Genomic DNA, 18,975 nt, shown 5'->3' with positions numbered 1-18,975 from the left:
GAGGGTCTGGAGATGAAGAAAAAAACAGCATCAAAAAAGCTGAATGACCATATCAAAGTCCTCATGCTGATGATGGTATTTGTGCTGATTCTGATGGCGGTCCTGAAAGGACCGGTGTACTATTCCGTCAACAATTTCCGGTCAATGATCTTCCAGTTCCCGGAATACGGCGTGTTGTCATTCGGCATGATGGTCTGCATGATCGCCGGAGGGATCGATCTGTCGCTGGTCGGGATCATGAACCTGGGAGGCGTGGTCTGCGCACTGCTGATCAAGAGTGCGGGAGTCCCGATTCCGCTGGCCTGCCTGGCTTCGGTCGCCGTTGGCGCAGGCTGCGGCGCGCTGAACGGGCTGATCATCGGCTCGCTCGATATTCCAGCCATGCTCGTGACGCTGTGCGGCCTTGAGGTGTACTCAGGTCTGGCACTTGCTATCACCGGAGGACCGGCCATCAACGGCATGTCCGACAGCTTCAAGAACATTGCGAACGGTTCCTTCGGGTCAATCCCTTACGTTCTGTTCATATTCATCGGTGTGCTGATTGTGGTCGCGTTCATCATGAAGCACACAGTCTTCGGGCATGAGGTTTATTTCCTCGGGTCGAACAAGCAGGCGGCACGGTATTCCGGTATCAATACGCTCCGGACGACGATTCTCGCGCACACGATGTCCGGTATTCTCGGGGGAATATCCGGCATCATCATCACGTCGCATCTGAACTCGGCGAAGTCGTCGAACGGCTCAACTTACACGCTTCTGAGCCTACTGATCGTTGTTCTGGGCGGGATCAACCCGGACGGCGGCGGCGGGACGGTCGCAGGCGTGACCTTCTCCATCGTGCTGCTGCAGCTGATCGCAAATGCATTTACGATCATGCACGCTCCGGATACGCTGAAGACGCTGGTGAACGGATGCCTGCTGGTGGCGGCTCTGATTCTGGACAAGGTTATGCAGAAGAGAGAAATGCAGAAGAACAGCTAAGTCTCCGGCTTTGGCCGGAAGGCGGAAAAACAGGAAGGACGGCAAGACGGGCTTTGAAAGTGGCCTGGAAGGAGAATGACATGAAAAAGATTATCAACAAACCGGAAAACTATACAGACGACATGTTGCATGGCATCTATCAGGCACATCCTGATATGGTCAAATACGTGGAGGATGACCTTCGCTGCTACTGCACCGCGCAGAAGAAGGAGGGCAAGGTTGCCATCATCACCGGCGGCGGCACAGGGCATCTTCCGCTGTTCCTTGGCTATGTCGGCGAGAACATGCTGGATGGATGCGGTGTCGGATCGGTCTTCCAGTCTCCATCGGCGGAGCAGATCTACAACATATCGAAGGAAGTCGAATCAGGAGCGGGCATCCTGTTTCTGTACGGCAACTATACCGGGGATATCATGAACTTCGATATGGCTTCTGAGATGCTGGAAATGGATGACATTCAGACCCGCAGCATCGTCGGCGCAGACGACGTGCTGTCCAACAAGAATCCGGATGCGCGCCGTGGTGTCGCGGGTATCTTCTTCATGTACAAGTGCGCAGGCGCGAAGGCAGCTCAGATGGGTACGCTTGACGAGGTGCTGGCTGCAGCGCAGAAGGCCAAGGATAACACCCGCACAGTCGGCTTTGCCCTGACGCCCTGCATCATCCCGGAGCTTGGCCACAGCAACTTCACCCTCGGCGACAATGAGATGGCGTTCGGTATGGGCATCCATGGCGAGCCGGGCGTCTGGAACGGACCGGTCAAGACCTCCAGAGAGCTGGCGGAGGAGTCCATGAAGGAAATCCTCGGCGATATGTCGGTTGCATCCGGTGAGGAGGTCTGTGTCCTGATCAACGGCCTCGGGGCAACCTCCCAGGAAGAGCTCTATATCCTGACAGGGGATGTGGAGGATATTCTGAAGGAGAAAGGCATCAAGGTTTACCGTACATTTGTCGGCGAGTATGCGACCTCCATGGAGATGGCCGGTGCCTCGATTTCGATCTGCAAGGTTGCAGACGAGGAGATGAAGCAGTGGATTGACATGCCGGTTCATACGCCGTTCTACACGCAGGTATAACGATTAAACCGCAGGGCTGTCCAGCCAGCGGGTGTTGACTGGATGGACCTGTCAGACAAATAGGCCGGACAGAAAAAACGCCTGGCGGCAGGCGCAGGCAGACCGGCGGAGACGGGCGAAGACAAGGAGCTTGGAAATATGGACACAGTACGCGTGAGCGATCTCCCGGCGCTTTTTCAGGGAGTGGCAGATATTTTTGAGGAACAGAAGGATCATCTCTGTGAGATGGACGCAGCCATGGGCGACGGGGATCTCGGCCTGACCATGAGCAAGGGCTACGGGGCCCTTCCAGGCCTGATCAAGGATCAGATGCAGGAGTCCAGCGTTGCGAAGACGCTGATGAAGGCGGCCATGAAGATGCAGGGACTTGTCCCGTCGACAATGGGAACCCTGATGAGCACCGGCGTTATGTATGGCGGAAAAGCGGTCGGGGATAAGCCGGAGATGGACGTAAAGGATCTGGCTGCATTTCTGGAAGGCTTCGCGGCAGGGATCCAGAAGAGAGGAAAGTGCCAGCCTGGCGATCGGACAATCTATGATTCTGTCTCGAAGGCAGCTGAGGCAGGAAAGAAGGCACTGGAGGAGGGCGGCGGCATGAAGGCTGTCATGGATGCCGCAGTCGAGGGTGCCAAAGAGGGCGTGGAGGCGACCAAGGAGATGACGCCGAAGTATGGAAAGGCAGCCGTCTTCGCAGCCCGCGCAAAAGGTGTGGAAGACCAGGGTGCCGTTGCCGGCATGTACCTGATGGAAGGACTTGCAAGATATTTCAGCTGACAGGCACACCTGTTTCTTCAATCTTCATTTCCCAGAGAAAGCCCCTGCAACAACACGCTGCAGGAGCTTTCTCATTGCGACTGGGACTTATTCGACATCTTTCAGAGCGGAGAGGTCTTCCTCGCCGGTGCGGACCTTGACGACCTTCGCAACGTTGTAGACGAAGATCTTGCCATCGCCGATGCGGCCGGTGTAGAGGACTTTCTTGGCGGTTTCAATGACTTTGTCGACCGGGATCGATCCGACAACGACCTCTACCTTGACCTTCGGGATCAGGGTCGAGTCGACGACCGCACCACGATAGCGCTCGGACGAGCCGCGCTCAATGCCGCTGCTCATAACCTGGTACATGGTCATGCCGGTCACGCCGAGCTCGTTGAGGGCCTTCTTGAGGGCATCAAACTTCGCCAGACGGCAGATGATGCTGACCTTGTGGATACCGGTGTCAAGGGACGAGACGAGCGGTGCTTCGCGGGTAACCTTCACAGCGGCATTGATCTGTGCATCGCTTGCCTTTTCATAGTCATCCTCGCCAAGCTCTGTGTTGTCGTTCGGGTTGACATCCATATCGGTGACATCTGTGATGGCGAAGCCGGAGTAAGCGCTTGTCAGCCCATGCTCGTGGACATCAAGGCCGTCAATCTCGACCTGTGCCGGTACACGGAGCCCGATGGTTTTGTCGATGATCTTGAAGGCGATGAACATGACAATCAGCACATAGACGGCAACGGAAATGAAGCCGAGGAGCTGTACACCGAGCTGATGGAAGCCGCCGCCATAAAAGAGACCCTTGCCGACCCCGTCGTCGCCGGTGGAGAACAGGCCGACAGCGATGGTACCCCAGATGCCATTGACCATATGTACGGATACAGCACCGACCGGATCGTCGATCTTGGCGATGTTATCGAAGAATTCGACGCTCAGGACGACCAGAATGCCGGAGATGAGACCGATGAAGAAGGCTCCGAGCGGAGAGACACAGTCGCAGGGCGCTGTGATGGCAACAAGACCTGCAAGCGCTGCATTGAAGGTCATCGATACGTCAGGCTTGCCATAGCGGATCCAGGTGAAGATCATCGCGACCACAGTTGCGACAGCGGCAGCCAGGTTAGTGTTGACGAATACAAGAGAAGCAGTGACAGCGGCAGCATCGGAATCCATGGCAACGGTCGAGGCGCCGTTGAAACCGAACCAGCAGAACCAGAGGATGAAGACACCGAGCGCGGCCGCCGTCATGTTGTGACCGGGGATTGCCCTTGCCTTGCCGTTCTTGTCGTATTTGCCGATGCGGGGGCCCAGCATCCATGCGCCGAGGCAGGCGATGAGGCCGCCGACCATGTGGACGCAGGTGGAACCTGCAAAGTCATGGAAGCCGAGCGTCGAGAGCCAGCCACCGCCCCAGATCCAGTGGCCGCTGATCGGATAGACAATCAGCGAGATGACGGCAGAGTATACACAGTATGCCTTGAAGTTTGTGCGCTCAGCCATCGATCCGGAAACGATGGTCGCAGCGGTTGCGCAGAAGACGGTCTGGAAGATCACATATGCCCAGAGCGGCATGGTCTGCGGCACAACGCTGTTCTCGGCAGTGTAGCTTCCGAGGATCATCGGATCGAGGTGTCCGATGATGGCGCCGGTTCCGCCGAACATCAGACCGAAGCCGACGAGCCAGAAACAGGGTGTCCCGATACAGAAGTCCATCATGTTCTTCATCAGGATATTGCCGGTGTTCTTGGCTCTTGTGAGGCCGGCCTCGCAGAGGGCAAAGCCCGCCTGCATGAAGTAGACCAGGGCTGCGCCGACGAGCACCCATATTACGGTAGTCATACTGTATTCCATAAGTTCCCTCCTCCTTGTTCTTGTTCCTCCTGCAATGAAAAAAGCGCCGCAGCCTGCTGGAGAGCAGACCGACAGCGCCTTTGCTGGAGAAAAACAACAGGCGCCCCGCTTGTGCGGGACGCCTTCGTCTGATAGGGCTTATTTTATGGGGAAACAAAGAAGGTGTCAACCAAAAATTTCGTATGTCCGGCTGAAAAACAGTAAATACAGCAAAACAAACCAGGCGGTACTTTGACAAAAAGCAAAGAGCATAGATTAAAGAGCAAAAACAAAGAGTCAGAAACAAGCAAAGAGAAAAAAGCAAAGAGCAAAAAGCAAAAAGCAAAAAGCAATGATAAATACAGGACATCTGAAAGGGGCGAAAAGCAGTGAGGGATGCTGAGAGACGGAAAGGGTGTATACTGGGGAAAGCGCGTGAGCATGAAACAGATACCCGCTGAAAGATGACTCATGTGTCTTGAAGAAGTAGAAACAACAACCGCGCAGAGGCGAAGAAGAAAGGAAGAAAGGCAGGAGAAAAGATGACCTCAGATGAAAAAATAACCAGGAAGCTGCTGGCGTTTATCGGTCAGTGCCCGACAGCATTCCACACAGTCGACAGTATCCGGCAGATTCTGGAGAAGCACGGATACAGGGAGTGCCCTGAGGAGGAAAGCTGGGGCCTGGAGGCCGGCGGAAAATACTTTGTAACCCGCAATGATTCGTCCCTGATCGCGTTCCGGATTCCCGAGCGGAAAGACGGAAGGGAAGTGGCGGATTTTACCGGGTACATGATTGCAGCCTCGCACAGCGACAGTCCGGCATTTCGGATCAAGGCAAATCCGGAAATGAAGTCAGCCGGGGCTTACGTTCGTCTGAATGTGGAGCGGTACGGCGGTATGCTGATCGCACCGTGGTTTGACCGTCCGCTGTCCGTCGCAGGACGCATAATAATTAAGGAAGGAAATCATTTCCGGACGAAGCTTGTGAACATCGACCGCGATCTGGTCATGATCCCGAATGTCGCCATCCATATGAACCGCGAGGCCAACGACGGGATGCATTACAATGTTCAGACAGATGTGCTCCCGGTGCTGGGAGATGAGACAGCCGAAGGAGCATTTGCGGAGCTGATCGCGGAGGCAGCCGGGGTTCCGAAGGAACAGATTGCGGGGGATGACCTGTTTCTCTATGCCCGGGTGCCGGGGACGATCTGGGGTGCAAACAGAGAGTTCGTCTCGTCGGGGCACCTGGACGATCTGCAGTGTACCTATGGCGATCTGATGGGGTTTGTCGAGTCGGGAGAGAAGGCTGGCGGCGCCCCGGACGCAGCCGATGCTGCAACGATATCCGAAGATGTATCCGAAGATGCTTCTCAGGAATCAGGCTTCGCGATCCCTGTGCTGGCAGTCTTTGACAATGAGGAGGTCGGCAGCGGGACGAAGCAGGGAGCAGATTCCACATTCCTTCAAGACACGCTGGCACGGATCGGGCAGGAGCTCGGCCTGACAGAGGAGGACCAGAGAAGAAAGCTGGCATCGAGCTTCATGGTTTCTGCTGACAACGCTCATGCGGTGCACCCGAACGCGGAAGGCAAGGCAGACCCGGTCAACCGGCCGAGGATGAACCATGGCATCGTTATCAAGTACAGCGCCAACCAGAAGTACACGACAGACGCATATTCTGCGGCGCTGTTCCGCGCGATCGCGGAGACGGCAGGAGAAACCTGCCAGGATTTCACGAACCGGTCAGACATGGTGGGCGGATCCACACTTGGCAATATCTCGAATGCACATGTCTCCGTTAATACGGTTGACATCGGTCTGCCGCAGCTGGCCATGCACTCGCCGTATGAGACGGCAGGTGTCCATGACACGGGTGCCCTGATCCGCGTGATGAAGGTGTTCTTCTCCAGTGCGCTGAAGGCGGAGAGAAGAGGGCGTTTCAGCCTGATCTGATTTGTCAGTTTCCGGGCCAGCCTTGTAATCGTGCGGACTGTGGAAGCCCGCCAGCACCCGCTCCTGATGGCAGTTCTCAGATCCTCCCTTTGACGGTTTGGACTGTTTCTCAGGCAGATTTTTGAAAAATCCCGGGTTACAGAAGATTTTATGTCCGCTCTCTTTCAGGGGCTTGACATATGTGGTATATTAAATCGGTTCGCTGTCATGAGGAAAAACGGGAGGCTCATTTCCGGGGATTCGAGGCAGCAGCAGGAAGTCCTGCAGAATATAACAGCAGCGGATTGTGTCCGCCTGCGAGTCTGGTCAGAAGAGAGGTCGATATCTGTAATTATGAAAAACCATGCTGAAGTGACGTTGGAACTGATGGAACTGCTGGACAGAGACGGACGCCTGAAGCGTCTTGTCGAAAAGTCGATTGCGCTGGCGGAGAAGGAAAACCCGGATCACGGGACAAATCCGGTCCGCAGCCTTGACGAATTCTATGACTATATCGACTTTACCCTGACGGCGATGCCGTGGACCTTCCTGCCGGAAGAGCGCTACGAACGGTTTGTAACGAAGGTCGATCAGAGCTGCCTGTATATCTATTTCCTGCTCGACAGACCGCTGAAGGAGCTGGAGGGAGAGCTGGAATTCAGACCATCGGTTCAGTTTCTGGAACCCATCTATGTGTGGCTTCGCCACTATAACAATGCGCTCAAGCAGTTTCTCGATACCGAGGAATCCTGGAAGCCGGAGTATTACGAGATGCTCTACAAGGATCCGAGCTGGCATCTGGATCAGGGGTGGTTTGAGGATCCGTCCAACTGGCATACCTTCAACCAGTTCTTCTCAAGGAGACTGAAGAACGCAGATGAGTCCAGGCCGCTTGCAGGCGCGAAGGATGATTCGGTTGTCGCGGCTCCGGGTGACTCGCTTCCGCAGGGAACCTGGGAGATCGACGAAAAGGGACGTTTCTTCTCGCCGGATGTGACGGATGAGCATGGGGTTGTCATCAAGACATCGACTTTCTACAGTGTGGAGAAGCTGCTCGGGGAGGCAGGTGCGCCGTATGCGAAGCACTTCTACGGCGGAATGCTGACCCACACGTTCTTCAATTTTGACGATTATCACAGGGCGCACTGCCCGGTTTCCGGGACGGTCATCGCTACCTATGTGATTAAGAATCCGAATGCGGTCGGCGGCATCACGACCTGGGAGCCGGATCGTCAGATGTATGTTCTGGAGTCCTGCTTTGCGGGCTGGCAGGCATACGAGACCAGAGGCTGTGTGCTGATCGAGACAGACAAGTACGGTCTCGTTGCAGTCTTCACCGTCGGTCAGGGACAGGTGTCGAGTGTTCATTTTGCAGAGGGAGTCGTTCCCGGTGCGAAGATCAAGAAGGGCGACGAGCTCGGATACTTCCTGTTCGGCGGCTCGGACTGCGCGATGCTGTTCGAGAAGAAGGCAGGCTTCGAGCTGACCTGCCCGCCGGCACCGAGCGACGATACCTACGCCAATGGCTATGCGAAGGTACTCTGCCGTGCGCAGTATGGTGTGTTCCACGGAGAACAGGGCTGAAGAAGCATATGCAGGCAATCCGTCGGAACAAATCGTTTCGTTGAACGGATGCAAGGCCGACAATTGGATTTAACATATAGATCAATACGAAAAGAGAAAGGAGAGGGGCAGCGGTCCCTCTCCTTTCTCTTATTATCCGTATGTCCACCGCAGGACTTCGTTTGTCAATCATCCGCCGGATAAGCCCGGCCTGTTACCACTCGCCGGAAGCTCTGACGTTCGAATCAAACAGCCGGTTGAAGCCGAGCCAGCCGCCTGGCGCGGTGGAGGACTCATCGGTCTTCATGAGCTCCTTCATGGTCTCAAGGCGCGCGTCCGCATTGTCCGCGAGGTTGAGTGCCAGCGCCTCGGGAAGTGCCGGCTTTTTCGGACTCCCGTATTCCAGTTCTCCATGGTGGGCGAGGATGCAGTGCTGCAGTTCGCTCTGAAGGCGGTGCGGGAAGCCCTTGATTGTCCGGCAGCCGTAGCCGACCAGCTCGCTGCCCATCACGATATGCCCCAGAAGCTGACCGTCGTCGGTGTAGTCGTTCTCCGGAAAGGAAGAGATTTCCTTCAGCTTGCCGACATCGTGAAATGCGGCTGCCGTGATCAGCAGGTCATGGTTGAGGTACGGATACTGCGTGCAGAAAAATTCGCACATGGTGACAACTGACAAGGTGTGCTCAAGGAGTCCGCCGACAAAGCCGTGGTGGACAGACTTGGCGGCAGAGTGCTTCATGAAGGCAGCCTTGAAGTTCTCATCCCCGAAGTATTTGGCGATGAGCTGCTTCAGCCAGGGGTTCTTCACCCCATCGAGAGAAGCCATGAGCTTCTGATACATCTGTTCCGGATCCTTCTCACTGACAGGGAGATAATCCGAAGCCTTGTATTCGTTTGCAGATGCCGGGCGGGCACGCTTGATGTTCAGCTGCAGGCTGTTGTTGAAGCTGGTCACTTCCCCCGTGATATAGACATAGTCGAGCGGCTTGAAATCCTCGATGCCGGCAGCTCCCGGATCCCAGACCTTGCAGTCGATGGTTCCGGTTTTGTCCTGGAGCGTGACGTTCTCGTAGCTTTTCCCGTTCCGAGAGGTCGCGCACTGCCTGTGCTTGCAGAGATAGACATCGCCGATATGGTCGCCTTCCTGAAATGATTGAATGTATTTCATCCTGAAAACTTCTTTCTAAAATTCTTCCTTCTGTGCCACAATTCAAGTGATTATGCTGGAAATCTGCTGCAATGAAAACAACAGTCACATTATAGCATACCTTTGGCGCGCATTTCATAATGTGATAAAATCCATTTACGTAAAACAGTTGAAAGAGCCGGCGGAAGAGGACATGGGCAGTGGAGACAGGCTGTGCTGCCGTACTGCCATCCGGTGGCAGCGGAACGAGGAGCAAGATGAACGAAAAAGCGTTGAGAATTCTGGAATATCCGAAGATTAGAGAGATGCTGGTGGCCTGCGCGGGCTCTTTCCCGGGCAGACAGAAGTGCCAGGCGCTCCTGCCTTCACAGGATCTCCAAGAGGTGCAGCGGATGCAGACCGAGACGGCGGACGCCCTGCGCAGAATCTATGAAAAGGGTAGCGTGAGCTTTTCCGGTGTGAAGGACATGCGTGCAGACATTGCAAGACTTCAGATTGGCGGGAGCCTGAGTATCACAGAGTTGCTGGACATCGCAAAGCTTCTGGAGACCGCAGCCAGGGTGAAGTCCTGGGAGGACAAGCCATCCGAGAAGAAGCCGGAGCCGGCGGTTGTCGAGGACGGGGCGGCACACTGGACTAAGAACCGCCAGATGGCGGCAGAAGAAGCCGGAGCGGGAGCAGGCCGGAGAGAATCCGGGGAGGAGGCCGATCAGCCGGAGAAGGATTCACTGACGGAGCTGTTCTGCGATCTGGAGCCGGTGCCGTCGCTTGTGCGGGAGATCCGCCGCTGCATCTTGTCAGAGGACGAGATTGCAGACGATGCGTCCGTGAATCTTCGCAGGATCCGCCGTCAGATCAGCCTGTCGGAGGAGCGGATCCATTCTCAGCTGCAGCAGATGGTGAACGGACCCGCCCGCGCATTTCTGCAGGATGCGGTCATCACCCAGCGGGACGGCCGATACTGCCTCCCGGTCCGGTCGGAGTACCGCTCCCAGGTTCCGGGCATGATCCACGACCAGAGCGCATCCGGCCAGACGATTTTCGTCGAGCCGATGGCGGTCGTGAAGCTGAACAACGATATCCGGACACTCGAGGCGGAGGAGAAGAAGGAGATCGAGAAGATCCTTCAGGAGCTCAGCGAAAAGGCGGCGGAGCAGAGCGACGCTCTCATTTCCGATATTCAGATTTTGTCGGAGCTGGACTTCATCTTTGCGCGGGCTGTCCTTGCCAAGAAAATGAACGCCACGCAGCCGGATTTTAATGAACAGGGGATCGTGGACATTCGCCGGGCACGCCATCCGCTGATTGACCGCAGGCGGGTCGTTCCGGTCGACATCCGGCTGGGGGAAGACTTTGACCAGCTGGTGATCTCGGGACCGAACACCGGCGGAAAGACGGTCAGCCTGAAGACCATCGGGCTTCTGGAAATCATGGGGTTGTCCGGGCTCCATATCCCGGCGAAGGAGCATTCCAGGCTCTCAATGTTCACCGAGATCTATGCGGATATCGGAGATGAGCAGTCGATTGAGCAAAGCCTGTCGACGTTCTCAAGCCACATGACGAACATCGTCTCTTTCTGGGAGGCGGCAGACGAGAAAAGTCTTGTGCTCTTCGATGAGCTTGGCGCCGGGACAGACCCGGAGGAGGGGGCGGCGCTGGCCATTTCCATCCTGGCGCACCTGCACAGCCGGGGCATCCGGACGGTCGCGACGACGCACTACAGCGAGGTCAAGATCTATGCACTGTCCACAGATGGCGTGGAGAATGCCTGCTGCGAGTTCGATGTGGCGACACTGCGACCGACCTACCGGCTGCTGATCGGCGTGCCCGGGAAGAGCAATGCCTTCGCCATATCAAAGCGCCTAGGACTTCCGGACGAGATCATTGAGGATGCGAAGGGCCGGATAGCCGATGAGCAGGAGAGCTTCGAGAGCGTGATCTCCGACCTTGAGAGCCGCCGGGTCTCCATGGAGAAGGCGGAGAGCGCGATGACGAAGGACCAGGCGGAGATCCGACGGCTGAGACGTTCGCTGGAGGAGCAGGAGAAGAAGCTTGCGGAATCGAAGGATAAGATTCTGGAGAAGGCGAGACAGCAGGCTGCCGATCTGCTGCGGGACACGAAGCAGTATGCGGATGAGACCATCCGCGCGTTCAACAAGATGAGCGGCAACGCCATATCCGCCCGGGACATGGAGCGCAGGCGGACGGCCCTTCGCGGGAAAATGGACAAGATGGAGTCTTCCCGCAAAAAGGAGAAGGAGAAGACGCCGCACAAGGCAGTCGATGCGAGAAAGCTGCAGGTGGGCGACTCGGTGAAGGTCCTGTCGCTGAACCTGAAGGGCATCGTGCGATCACTCCCGGACAAATCGGGAAATATCGATGTGCAGATGGGCATTCTGCACTCGGTTGTCAATGTGAAGGATATCGAACTGCTCGATGAGGTATCGATCAAGGGACCGTCGTATGAGCATACAGCTACAGGGAAGGTACGAATCTCAAAGTCTGTGAGCGTCTCGCCGGAGATCAATCTTCTCGGCATGACGGTGGACGAGGCGGTCTCCGTCCTGGATAAGTACCTCGACGATGCCGCGATCGCTCACCTGGATGAGGTGCGGGTCGTCCACGGCAAGGGCACAGGGGCGCTGCGCGCCGGTGTGCAGAACTTCCTGCGAAAAAACAAGCATGTGCAGTCTTACCGGCTCGGCGAGTATGGAGAAGGAGACACAGGCGTGACGATTGTGAAACTGAAGTGAGCATCGGGTGGTGTGAACGCCTGTGATGTCATAAAACAATAATGAATGTCCGACAGGATGCATACTCCGGACAGGCGATATATAAAGCGGAGAGGTCTGAATATACACAAAATACACAAACAGTACATAATTATTCTTGACAGTGATCAGCCGATTTCATAGTATCACTATGTAGCGGTTTATAATTTTCCGGGAATATGGGGAAATTTTCAGGAGACAGAAAGAAGGCATCATGGGAAAGGCAGTTCGTCTCTCAGATATTGCAAAGAGGACAGGAGTCAGCACAGTAACCGTATCGAAGGCTCTTTCAGGGCAGAAGGGTGTCAGCGAGCGAAAGCGTGATGAGATCAGAAAGCTTGCGGCGGACATGGGTTACCAGAAGACAATGGTGGCTCCCGGCCAGAAGAAGAGCTATACGATCGGTGTGGTTGTGCCGGAGAATCTTTTCAGCGGAAGACAGTCCTATTACTGGGCATACTTCCAGGAACTCTCCAGAAAGGCAAGAGACAGAGGAAACCTTCCGGTTCTGGAGGTCGTCAGTGAGAAAGAACAGGATGGAAGCAGGGTTCCCGGATTGATTCAGGGCGGACAGGTACGAGGCGTCATATTTCTCGGATCGTTCCGTGAGAAGTACGGAAAGGCCATGGTAGATGCAACAAAGGTTCCGTATCTGTTTCTTGATGCGCCGGGAATCGGGGATGGCAAGGACAGCATCGTTACGGACAACCTCCGGATGGCGTATCAGCTGACCAACTATCTGTTTTCGATGGGACACAGGAAGATTGGGTTTATCGGAACGCGGACTCTGACAGATGCGGTTGATGACCGGTTTTTAGGATACATCAAGTCACTGATGGCACACGGCGTGCAGGTGAATCCGGCTTATGTTCTCGACGACCGCGATCCGAAGACCGGGGATTTCAACCCGGAGCGATATTTCAATATCGACAGAGAAGACATGCCGACGGCATATCTCTGCAGCACCGATACATCTGCCAGCTGCTTTGCGGCACGTCTTCAGCAGGATGGACTGACGGTTCCGAAGGATGTTTCTCTGGCCGGGTTTGAAGACTTTTTACCGGATCATCTTTCCGGCCTGCAGCTGACAAGCTGCAGAGTGAACCTGGAGGAAATCGCGGAGAAGGCTGTCACCACGCTTGTCCGAAAAATCGAGGGCACACTCTACACGCCAGGAACATTCGAGGTCAGTGGAACGCTTTCCTTCGGAAGCAGCGTCAAAAAAATCGGGAAAGCTGTATCTTTTGTGTAAAAAAAGCTTGCAATTATTCCCCGTCTGTGGCATAGTAAGAAGGTACTGATTTGCCGAAAGGGCGAGGAAGTCATAAGGAGACGTAGCTCAGCTGGGAGAGCAACTGCTTGACGTGTAGTAGGTCATAGGTTCGAGTCCTACCGTCTCCACGAAAAAGAGACCGTTGCGGCGGTCTCTTTTTTATTTCCTTTTTTATTTATATCCCCGGCATATTTTGAAACAGGGGCATTGTCTTTCCTTGGCCGGGCAGAGGTTTGTGATGCCGGACGCAGCAGCTGTTTTCAAAGAAGCGAAGTGACATATTTTTCGACATCCTCCATGCTCTGGGTCGGTTCAAAGCGTGCTGTGACTTTTCCCGTGCGATCTACGATGAATTTTGTGAAGTTCCATTTGATATCCGGATTGTTCTTGTAATCTTTGTCGATCTTCTTGAGCATTGTGCTCATCATCAGTGCCTTCGGACCCTTGCCGAAGCCCTGGAACGGCTGGCAGCTCTTGAGGTAGGTGTAGAGCGGAAGCGCATTCGGACCATTGACATCGGACTTGTGCATCTGATCAAATTGTGTATGGAGTGCACTTCATCATCTGAGCCGGGCGTCTGGTCTGCAAACTGATTGCAGGGGATGTCCAGAATCTCCAGACCCTGATCATGGTACTTTTCGTACATTTCCTCCAGTGGCTTGTAGTGCGGCGTAAATCCGCAGCCGGTTGCTGTGTTGACAATGATGAGAACCTTTCCTTCGAACTGCTTCAGCGAAACCTCGTTACCACTGCGGTCTGTAACGGTGTAATCATAGATGCTCATAACGTTCCCCTTTCTCTGCATTGCAGAAAAGCCATTAAAAAGTCTGTGAAATCAGTTGTCTTATAGTTGATATAAATTATATTGCGTAAAATCAATATAGCATAGATCATTCAGATTGGGAAGAGGGAATCATGAAAGAACAAAAAATTTTGAAGGTTTTTTGGACAAGTCCAGTCAAAACTCGATACTTGACATCTGAGAGCTTGCTATGTTATAAATAAAAAGTCGCCGTAAAGCCGTGAGGCTTGTTGGCGTGATAGGGGATTGGTCAAATGGTATGATAGGGGTCTCCAAAACCTTTGGCGGGAGTTCGATTCTCTCATCCCCTGCTTTTAGTGAAGCTGAAAGCCTTGTATTTTTCAAGGTTTTCAGCTTTTTGTTTTTGTTGTAAAAAGTCATCACCCCGGTCATTGCTGGGCGGTAACGTGAATGACAGCTTTAAATCTGGGCAGAAGAGCCACACGGATTAGATACTACAAGGAAGCTGTATGATTACAGCGACAAGCGTGAATACAATCTTATTCTGAACCATCTGAACCATATCAGCTCGTAAGAGCAGTTGCTTTCTTGAGTTTATATAAATTCATTTGTATAATTCAGGCAGAACAATCATTCTGGAGAATATATGGAGGTGGTAACAGTGATGTATCCATTTTTAACTTTGGATGATGGAACCGAGATTGTTCACTCGCAGATATTAGAACAAGGCAAAGTAAAGGTATATGTTGAAAAAGCGGATGCCAAAGATGGATTTCATCACGCGACCTGTTTCTTGCCTGAATATAGGTGGGAAGACGTCTTTGGATTTACGCAGGAGGATATTGCCAGATACCAGAGAATAATTGAAAATTCAGCTAATCTGATTATCGAATTTGCCAAAGATGGGGGATTTCAGAATGCCTCAGGTTTTTAAAATCGGATCGTATTGGGTGTATTTTTGGTCCAATGAAAATGATCCGCTTGAACCGGTACACGTTCACGTGGCAGAGGGCAGCCCGCAGCCAAATGCAACGAAGATATGGCTTACCCGAACAGGCAAGTGTCTTCTGGCAAACAACAATTCAGATATTCCGGCTAAGACTCTAAGGAATATCATGCGCATCATAGAGTCACAGCATCAGATTGTATTTCAAAAGTGGATTCAATATTTTGAACAAATTCAGTTTTACTGCTGATCGAGAAGGATGCTCTGTCGCAAGCTGCCGCTTGCCCCGGCCGATGTACCGCGGAGTGTTTTTCGCTGTCTGCTCCTCGCCTCCCGCATCTGTCCTTTCTATTCTGGCCGGGGTAAGTGTATGATGGAATTATCTGCAGCTGCCTGGCAGGACTCACAGCGATGTCAGCTCCAGGTTCGTACGGTGATGTGGATGCTTTATTCTCAAGGCTTCAGGGAAGCCAGATATTCTTCTGCCATGTGAACAGCCACAGCCCCGTCCGCTACTGCCGTCACGATCTGACGGACAGACTTGGTCCGGACATCTCCGACGGCAAAGACACCGGGGACGCTGGTCTGGGTATTCTCTCCGGCGATGATGTAGCCGCCCGGATCGAGCGCAAGCTGTCCCTTCACAAAGGATGTCGAGGGCTTCCGGCCAATGCTGACAAAGACGCCGTCACACGAGAGCGTACTAAGCGCACCGGTCTGGACATTTTTCAGACGGAGACCGGTCAGTTTTTCATTGTGCAGAAGCTCTGTGACCGTGCTGTTCCAGACAAAGTTCACATTTTCCGCCTTCATCAGCGGCTCATGGTAGACCTTTGTGGCGCGGAGCGTATCTCTGCGGTGGATCAGTGTGACTGTTCTGGCAATACGGCTCAGGAGAAGTGCGTCGGCAGCGGCCGTATTGCCCCCGCCGACAACCGCAACATCCTTGTCTTTATAGAACATGCCATCACATGACGCACAGTAAGCGAGTCCTTTTCCAACGAGCGCTTTTTCTCCTGGAAGTCCAAGTTCTCTGGGATCCGCGCCGGTTGCGATGACAACCGTCCGGGCATGGAATTCCCCATCCTCAGTCTGAATCACATATGGATTTCTAGTCAGATCCATTCCGGTCACATCCGCAAACTCGCTTTTGCTTCCGAATCGTTCCGCCTGTCTTTGCATCTTCTCGGCAAGTTCAAAGCCATCAACGCCTTCGTCAAAGCCGGGATAGTTATCAATCTGGGTTGTCAGTGCCATCTGGCCGCCGGCAGAGAGCTTCTCGAGTACGACGACATCCAGGCCGGCTCTGGCCGCATACAGGGCAGTCGTATAACCGGCGGGGCCCCCGCCGACCACCACCATATCATATAGATGCTTCTCACTCATGTTCCAGACCTCCTGTTATTTGGAAAGCGCTTCCTTGAGGAACCGGTCGATCGCAGCTTTTGAATCCGGAGCCACGATAGAGTCAACTGCCTTACCTCCCTTGTAGAGAATGAGCGTCGGGATAACCTCGACCTTCTCTGCCTCTGCAAGACCTGGCTCATCGTCGATATTCACTTTTGCAGCGACAAGTGTGTCAGCATACTCTTCTGCGATTTTGTCGAACGCAGGGGCGATTCTGCGGCAGTATCCGCACCAGGGCGCCCAGAAGTCCAGAAGAACGGGCTTCTCGTTGTTCAGTACTTCCTGCTGATAGGTATTCTGAGTGATATTGATAACAGACATCTGTGAATCCTCCTTCATATTGATGGAACCCGCCACTGGGAGCCGCTGGACGCGGCGCCTGCAGGCGGAGCCTGATGGTCTGACCGTTCCGGGAGGGACGGTTGACTGGGTTGTTTTCTGCTTTGTGAGGTTATTATAGCATCCGGGCAGGAGGAGTTCTGTGATGTTGTTACATATACAAAGAAAAAATGCCGTAATGTCGTCATGCTGGAAGGATTGACGTGTTCAGGTCAGAGCTTTCAAAACATAAAATACGCAAAAAATACGGCACATTCCAGAATACAACAGAAATAAAGTTTTTTGACAAGAAAATTATTTTGGCATTGACTCCGATTCTGCAAAACATTATGATGTGAACCATGTAATTTGTAGCTCGATGACAGGTTCATAATGACAACAAGGAATGGGAGGAGAGCTGAATGAAAAAGAGACTTCTGGCTGCTATGATGGTGCTGGGGATGACACTTGGCCTGACGCAGATGTCCGTGATGGCCGAGAGCACAGAACTGACGACGGAGGCAGCAGGGACAGAGGCAAATGCAAATGCTGAGGAAACGGAGAATCCGTTTACGGCCCAGGCTGTCGCAGGGCAGGAAAAGATCAAGGTTCTTCTGCTTCCAAAGTTTGAGATCGGAACCCTGGATGACGGAAAGGTAGGAGAGGGTGAACTTCTTTACAAGGAATACTGCGAAGGCGGAGAGGCTTATGATATTGCCGGAAGCCTCAGCGGCTCCAAGCTCTATGTCAAAGACGGCGTGGCGCTTTATGTCACTGGGATGGGTAAGGTGAATGCCGCGACCAGTCTGACTTCTATTCTGAATGATTCACGCTTTGACTTCTCTGATACCTATATCATCAGCGTTGGTTGCGCAGGCTCCGCAATCGAGTACGGAACGATGGGCGATGTATTTATCATTACTTCCGCAGTTGACTATGATCTCGGGCATAAGGCGGATATTCGTGAGATGACGAATTCTGACAGCGAGACGACCTGGTACCATGACGCAAGCTACGATGGCTCTGCATTCAAGCATTTGAACACAGCCCTCACAGATCAGGTCTATGAAGTGACCAAGGACGTCAAGCTGGAGACAACTGACCAGACCCGGAAGTTCATGAAGGATGAGTTTGATGACGCAGACTGGGCGGTCAGAGATCCGAAGGTCCTGAAAGGCACGACAGTCACCGGAGATAACTATTGGAAGGGAAAGTACGATCATGCCAATGCGATCCTGATTGCGAAGACCTATGATTGCCCGGATCCGTACGCAACGACCGAGATGGAGGATGTGGCGCTGGCAGATGTGGCTGACCGCTATGGACTCCTCGACCGTTTCCTGATTATCCGTGATTCCGTCAACACGGATGCCTTCATGAGCGGAAATACACCTGGAACCCTTTGGGGTGATGAAAAGGCGCCTACCGGAGACTCTGCGGAGACGTTCGATATCTTCCCGACCTCCATGGAGAACGGATACAAGGTCACAAAAGCTGCTGTCGATGCGATTCTCGGCGGAGAAGTCAAATAAATTTTGATTGTTAATTTGTTAATCTTGAGAAGGTAATTGGGTGTTGATTGCTTCGATCTGCTGAAGAATGTCGTCTGGGAGAGCGGCGATCAACGCTTCCTTTTCCTTCCGGGTAAGCTGCTTGATCTGATATTCACGGCGCATGGCATCCTCCTTTGTGGCACTGCACTCGAAGTAGGCTAGGGAAACCGGACGGTGGCTTCGGGTATACCGAGCGCCTTTTCCAGAACTGTGTGCTGCAAGCCGCTTCACGAGATCATTCGTCCATCCGGTGTACAGAGAACCACCGAAGCACCGGAGCATATAGGTATAAGCCATGATGGCATCACCTTTCATTACATGAGTAATTCACGCATGCATTCAGACATGCATGCAATTCCGGATCCAATACTAGCATAAGGTGCGAAACGGAGCTACGGAAAAGCGATGCTCGTCATCATTTTTTTCGTTTTACGCTCGTGTGTGAATGCTGTCAGTGTAGCTGTCAGCGAGTGAAAGATAGCGGATTACAGACAAAAAGCCGCCCCTGCTTTCCATTTGGAAATGATATGCTACCCCCAAGTAGGACAATGAAATATAAAACCTACTTGGGGGTATTTCTATGTCTAGGAAAAGCAAAATTGATCCGATAGAAAAAGTAAAGATCATTGAACGGCTACTGGCAGAAGA

Annotated in this window: 16 protein-coding genes, 2 tRNA genes and 1 pseudogene; 13 read left to right on the top strand and 6 right to left on the bottom strand. The window is 53.4% G+C overall.

Translation table 11 applies throughout. From position 1 onward, the window contains the following. The first annotated feature begins 12 nt into the window (after positions 1-12). From FYJ35_RS12225 to FYJ35_RS12215, 3 genes are all read left to right on the top strand, one after another. Positions 13-981, top strand: a complete 969-nt coding sequence (locus tag FYJ35_RS12225) for an ABC transporter permease (protein WP_154526934.1) — start codon at positions 13-15, stop codon at positions 979-981. Positions 982-1,061: 80 nt separating this feature from the next. Further along, positions 1,062-2,057 carry a dihydroxyacetone kinase subunit DhaK gene (locus FYJ35_RS12220; RefSeq protein ID WP_154526932.1) on the top strand — a complete coding sequence of 332 codons (996 nt, stop codon included), beginning with the start codon at positions 1,062-1,064 and terminating at the stop codon, positions 2,055-2,057. A gap of 138 nt (positions 2,058-2,195) precedes the next feature. Next, positions 2,196-2,831, top strand: coding sequence for a dihydroxyacetone kinase subunit L (locus FYJ35_RS12215; RefSeq protein WP_154526930.1), 636 nt, complete (start codon positions 2,196-2,198; stop codon positions 2,829-2,831). An 87-nt stretch (positions 2,832-2,918) separates the two neighbouring features. On the opposite strand, the gene FYJ35_RS12210 is transcribed toward FYJ35_RS12215, so the two are convergent. Next, positions 2,919-4,670 carry an ammonium transporter gene (locus tag FYJ35_RS12210; RefSeq protein WP_154526928.1) on the bottom strand — a complete coding sequence of 584 codons (1,752 nt, stop codon included), beginning with the start codon at positions 4,668-4,670 and terminating at the stop codon, positions 2,919-2,921. A 231-nt stretch (positions 4,671-4,901) separates the two neighbouring features. Here FYJ35_RS12210 and FYJ35_RS12205 point away from each other — a divergent pair, with 231 nt between their 5' ends. From FYJ35_RS12205 to FYJ35_RS12195, 3 genes are all read left to right on the top strand, one after another. Beyond that, positions 4,902-5,042 carry a hypothetical protein gene (locus FYJ35_RS12205; RefSeq protein ID WP_154526927.1) on the top strand — a complete coding sequence of 47 codons (141 nt, stop codon included), beginning with the start codon at positions 4,902-4,904 and terminating at the stop codon, positions 5,040-5,042. Between the two features lie 149 nt (positions 5,043-5,191). Then, positions 5,192-6,607 (top strand): M18 family aminopeptidase, encoded by a 1,416-nt coding sequence (locus tag FYJ35_RS12200; RefSeq protein WP_154526925.1) that lies wholly within the window; start codon positions 5,192-5,194, stop codon positions 6,605-6,607. 333 nt (positions 6,608-6,940) lie between these two features. Then, on the top strand, positions 6,941-8,170 hold the full coding sequence (locus tag FYJ35_RS12195) for a phosphatidylserine decarboxylase (protein ID WP_205839830.1): 1,230 nt from the start codon (positions 6,941-6,943) through the stop codon (positions 8,168-8,170). A gap of 193 nt (positions 8,171-8,363) precedes the next feature. On the opposite strand, the gene FYJ35_RS12190 is transcribed toward FYJ35_RS12195, so the two are convergent. Beyond that, entirely contained in the window at positions 8,364-9,317 is a 954-nt protein-coding gene (locus tag FYJ35_RS12190) for a 3'-5' exoribonuclease YhaM family protein (protein WP_154526921.1), read from the bottom strand. 236 nt (positions 9,318-9,553) lie between these two features. Here FYJ35_RS12190 and FYJ35_RS12185 point away from each other — a divergent pair, with 236 nt between their 5' ends. The 3 genes from FYJ35_RS12185 to FYJ35_RS12175 all read left to right on the top strand — a co-directional run bounded on the left by FYJ35_RS12185 (position 9,554) and on the right by FYJ35_RS12175 (position 13,468). Continuing rightward, positions 9,554-12,049: an endonuclease MutS2 gene (locus tag FYJ35_RS12185; protein WP_235906567.1), complete on the top strand. Its 2,496-nt coding sequence runs from the start codon at positions 9,554-9,556 to the stop codon at positions 12,047-12,049. Positions 12,050-12,281: 232 nt separating this feature from the next. Then, a complete protein-coding gene (locus FYJ35_RS12180; protein ID WP_154526919.1) occupies positions 12,282-13,319 on the top strand; it encodes a LacI family DNA-binding transcriptional regulator in 1,038 nt (345 codons plus the stop codon). Positions 13,320-13,395: 76 nt separating this feature from the next. Beyond that, positions 13,396-13,468: transfer RNA gene (locus FYJ35_RS12175), tRNA-Val, on the top strand. Between the two features lie 132 nt (positions 13,469-13,600). On the opposite strand, the pseudogene FYJ35_RS12170 reads toward FYJ35_RS12175, so the two are convergent. Beyond that, positions 13,601-14,124 (bottom strand): annotated as a pseudogene (locus FYJ35_RS12170) (glutathione peroxidase). A 258-nt stretch (positions 14,125-14,382) separates the two neighbouring features. Here FYJ35_RS12170 and FYJ35_RS12165 point away from each other — a divergent pair. From FYJ35_RS12165 to FYJ35_RS15265, 3 genes are all read left to right on the top strand, one after another. Further along, positions 14,383-14,453, top strand: a tRNA-Trp gene (locus tag FYJ35_RS12165). A gap of 296 nt (positions 14,454-14,749) precedes the next feature. Next, a complete protein-coding gene (locus FYJ35_RS12160) occupies positions 14,750-15,037 on the top strand; it encodes a hypothetical protein (RefSeq protein WP_154526917.1) in 288 nt (95 codons plus the stop codon). After that, on the top strand, positions 15,006-15,299 hold the full coding sequence (locus tag FYJ35_RS15265; protein ID WP_321049782.1) for a DUF4160 domain-containing protein: 294 nt from the start codon (positions 15,006-15,008) through the stop codon (positions 15,297-15,299). Before FYJ35_RS12160 ends, FYJ35_RS15265 begins: the two co-directional genes overlap by 32 nt. A gap of 203 nt (positions 15,300-15,502) precedes the next feature. Here the strand turns inward: FYJ35_RS15265 and trxB are convergent, their stop codons facing one another. Then, entirely contained in the window at positions 15,503-16,435 is a 933-nt protein-coding gene (trxB, locus tag FYJ35_RS12150) for a thioredoxin-disulfide reductase (protein WP_154526913.1), read from the bottom strand. Between the two features lie 15 nt (positions 16,436-16,450). Then, a complete protein-coding gene (gene trxA / locus FYJ35_RS12145) occupies positions 16,451-16,777 on the bottom strand; it encodes a thioredoxin (RefSeq protein ID WP_154526911.1) in 327 nt (108 codons plus the stop codon). A gap of 419 nt (positions 16,778-17,196) precedes the next feature. Here trxA and FYJ35_RS12140 point away from each other — a divergent pair, with 419 nt between their 5' ends. After that, positions 17,197-18,306 (top strand): phosphorylase family protein, encoded by a 1,110-nt coding sequence (locus FYJ35_RS12140; RefSeq protein ID WP_154526909.1) that lies wholly within the window; start codon positions 17,197-17,199, stop codon positions 18,304-18,306. Positions 18,307-18,324: 18 nt separating this feature from the next. Here the strand turns inward: FYJ35_RS12140 and FYJ35_RS12135 are convergent, their stop codons facing one another. After that, on the bottom strand, positions 18,325-18,624 hold the full coding sequence (locus FYJ35_RS12135; protein ID WP_154526908.1) for a GIY-YIG nuclease family protein: 300 nt from the start codon (positions 18,622-18,624) through the stop codon (positions 18,325-18,327). Positions 18,625-18,975: the final 351 nt, after the last annotated feature.

Origin of the sequence: Porcincola intestinalis (genome assembly GCF_009696445.1) — a bacterium.
Lineage (GTDB): Bacteria > Bacillota > Clostridia > Lachnospirales > Lachnospiraceae > Porcincola > Porcincola intestinalis.
The sequence above is the reverse complement of the archived record's forward strand: the minus strand, read 5'-3'. Positions and strand labels throughout refer to the sequence as shown.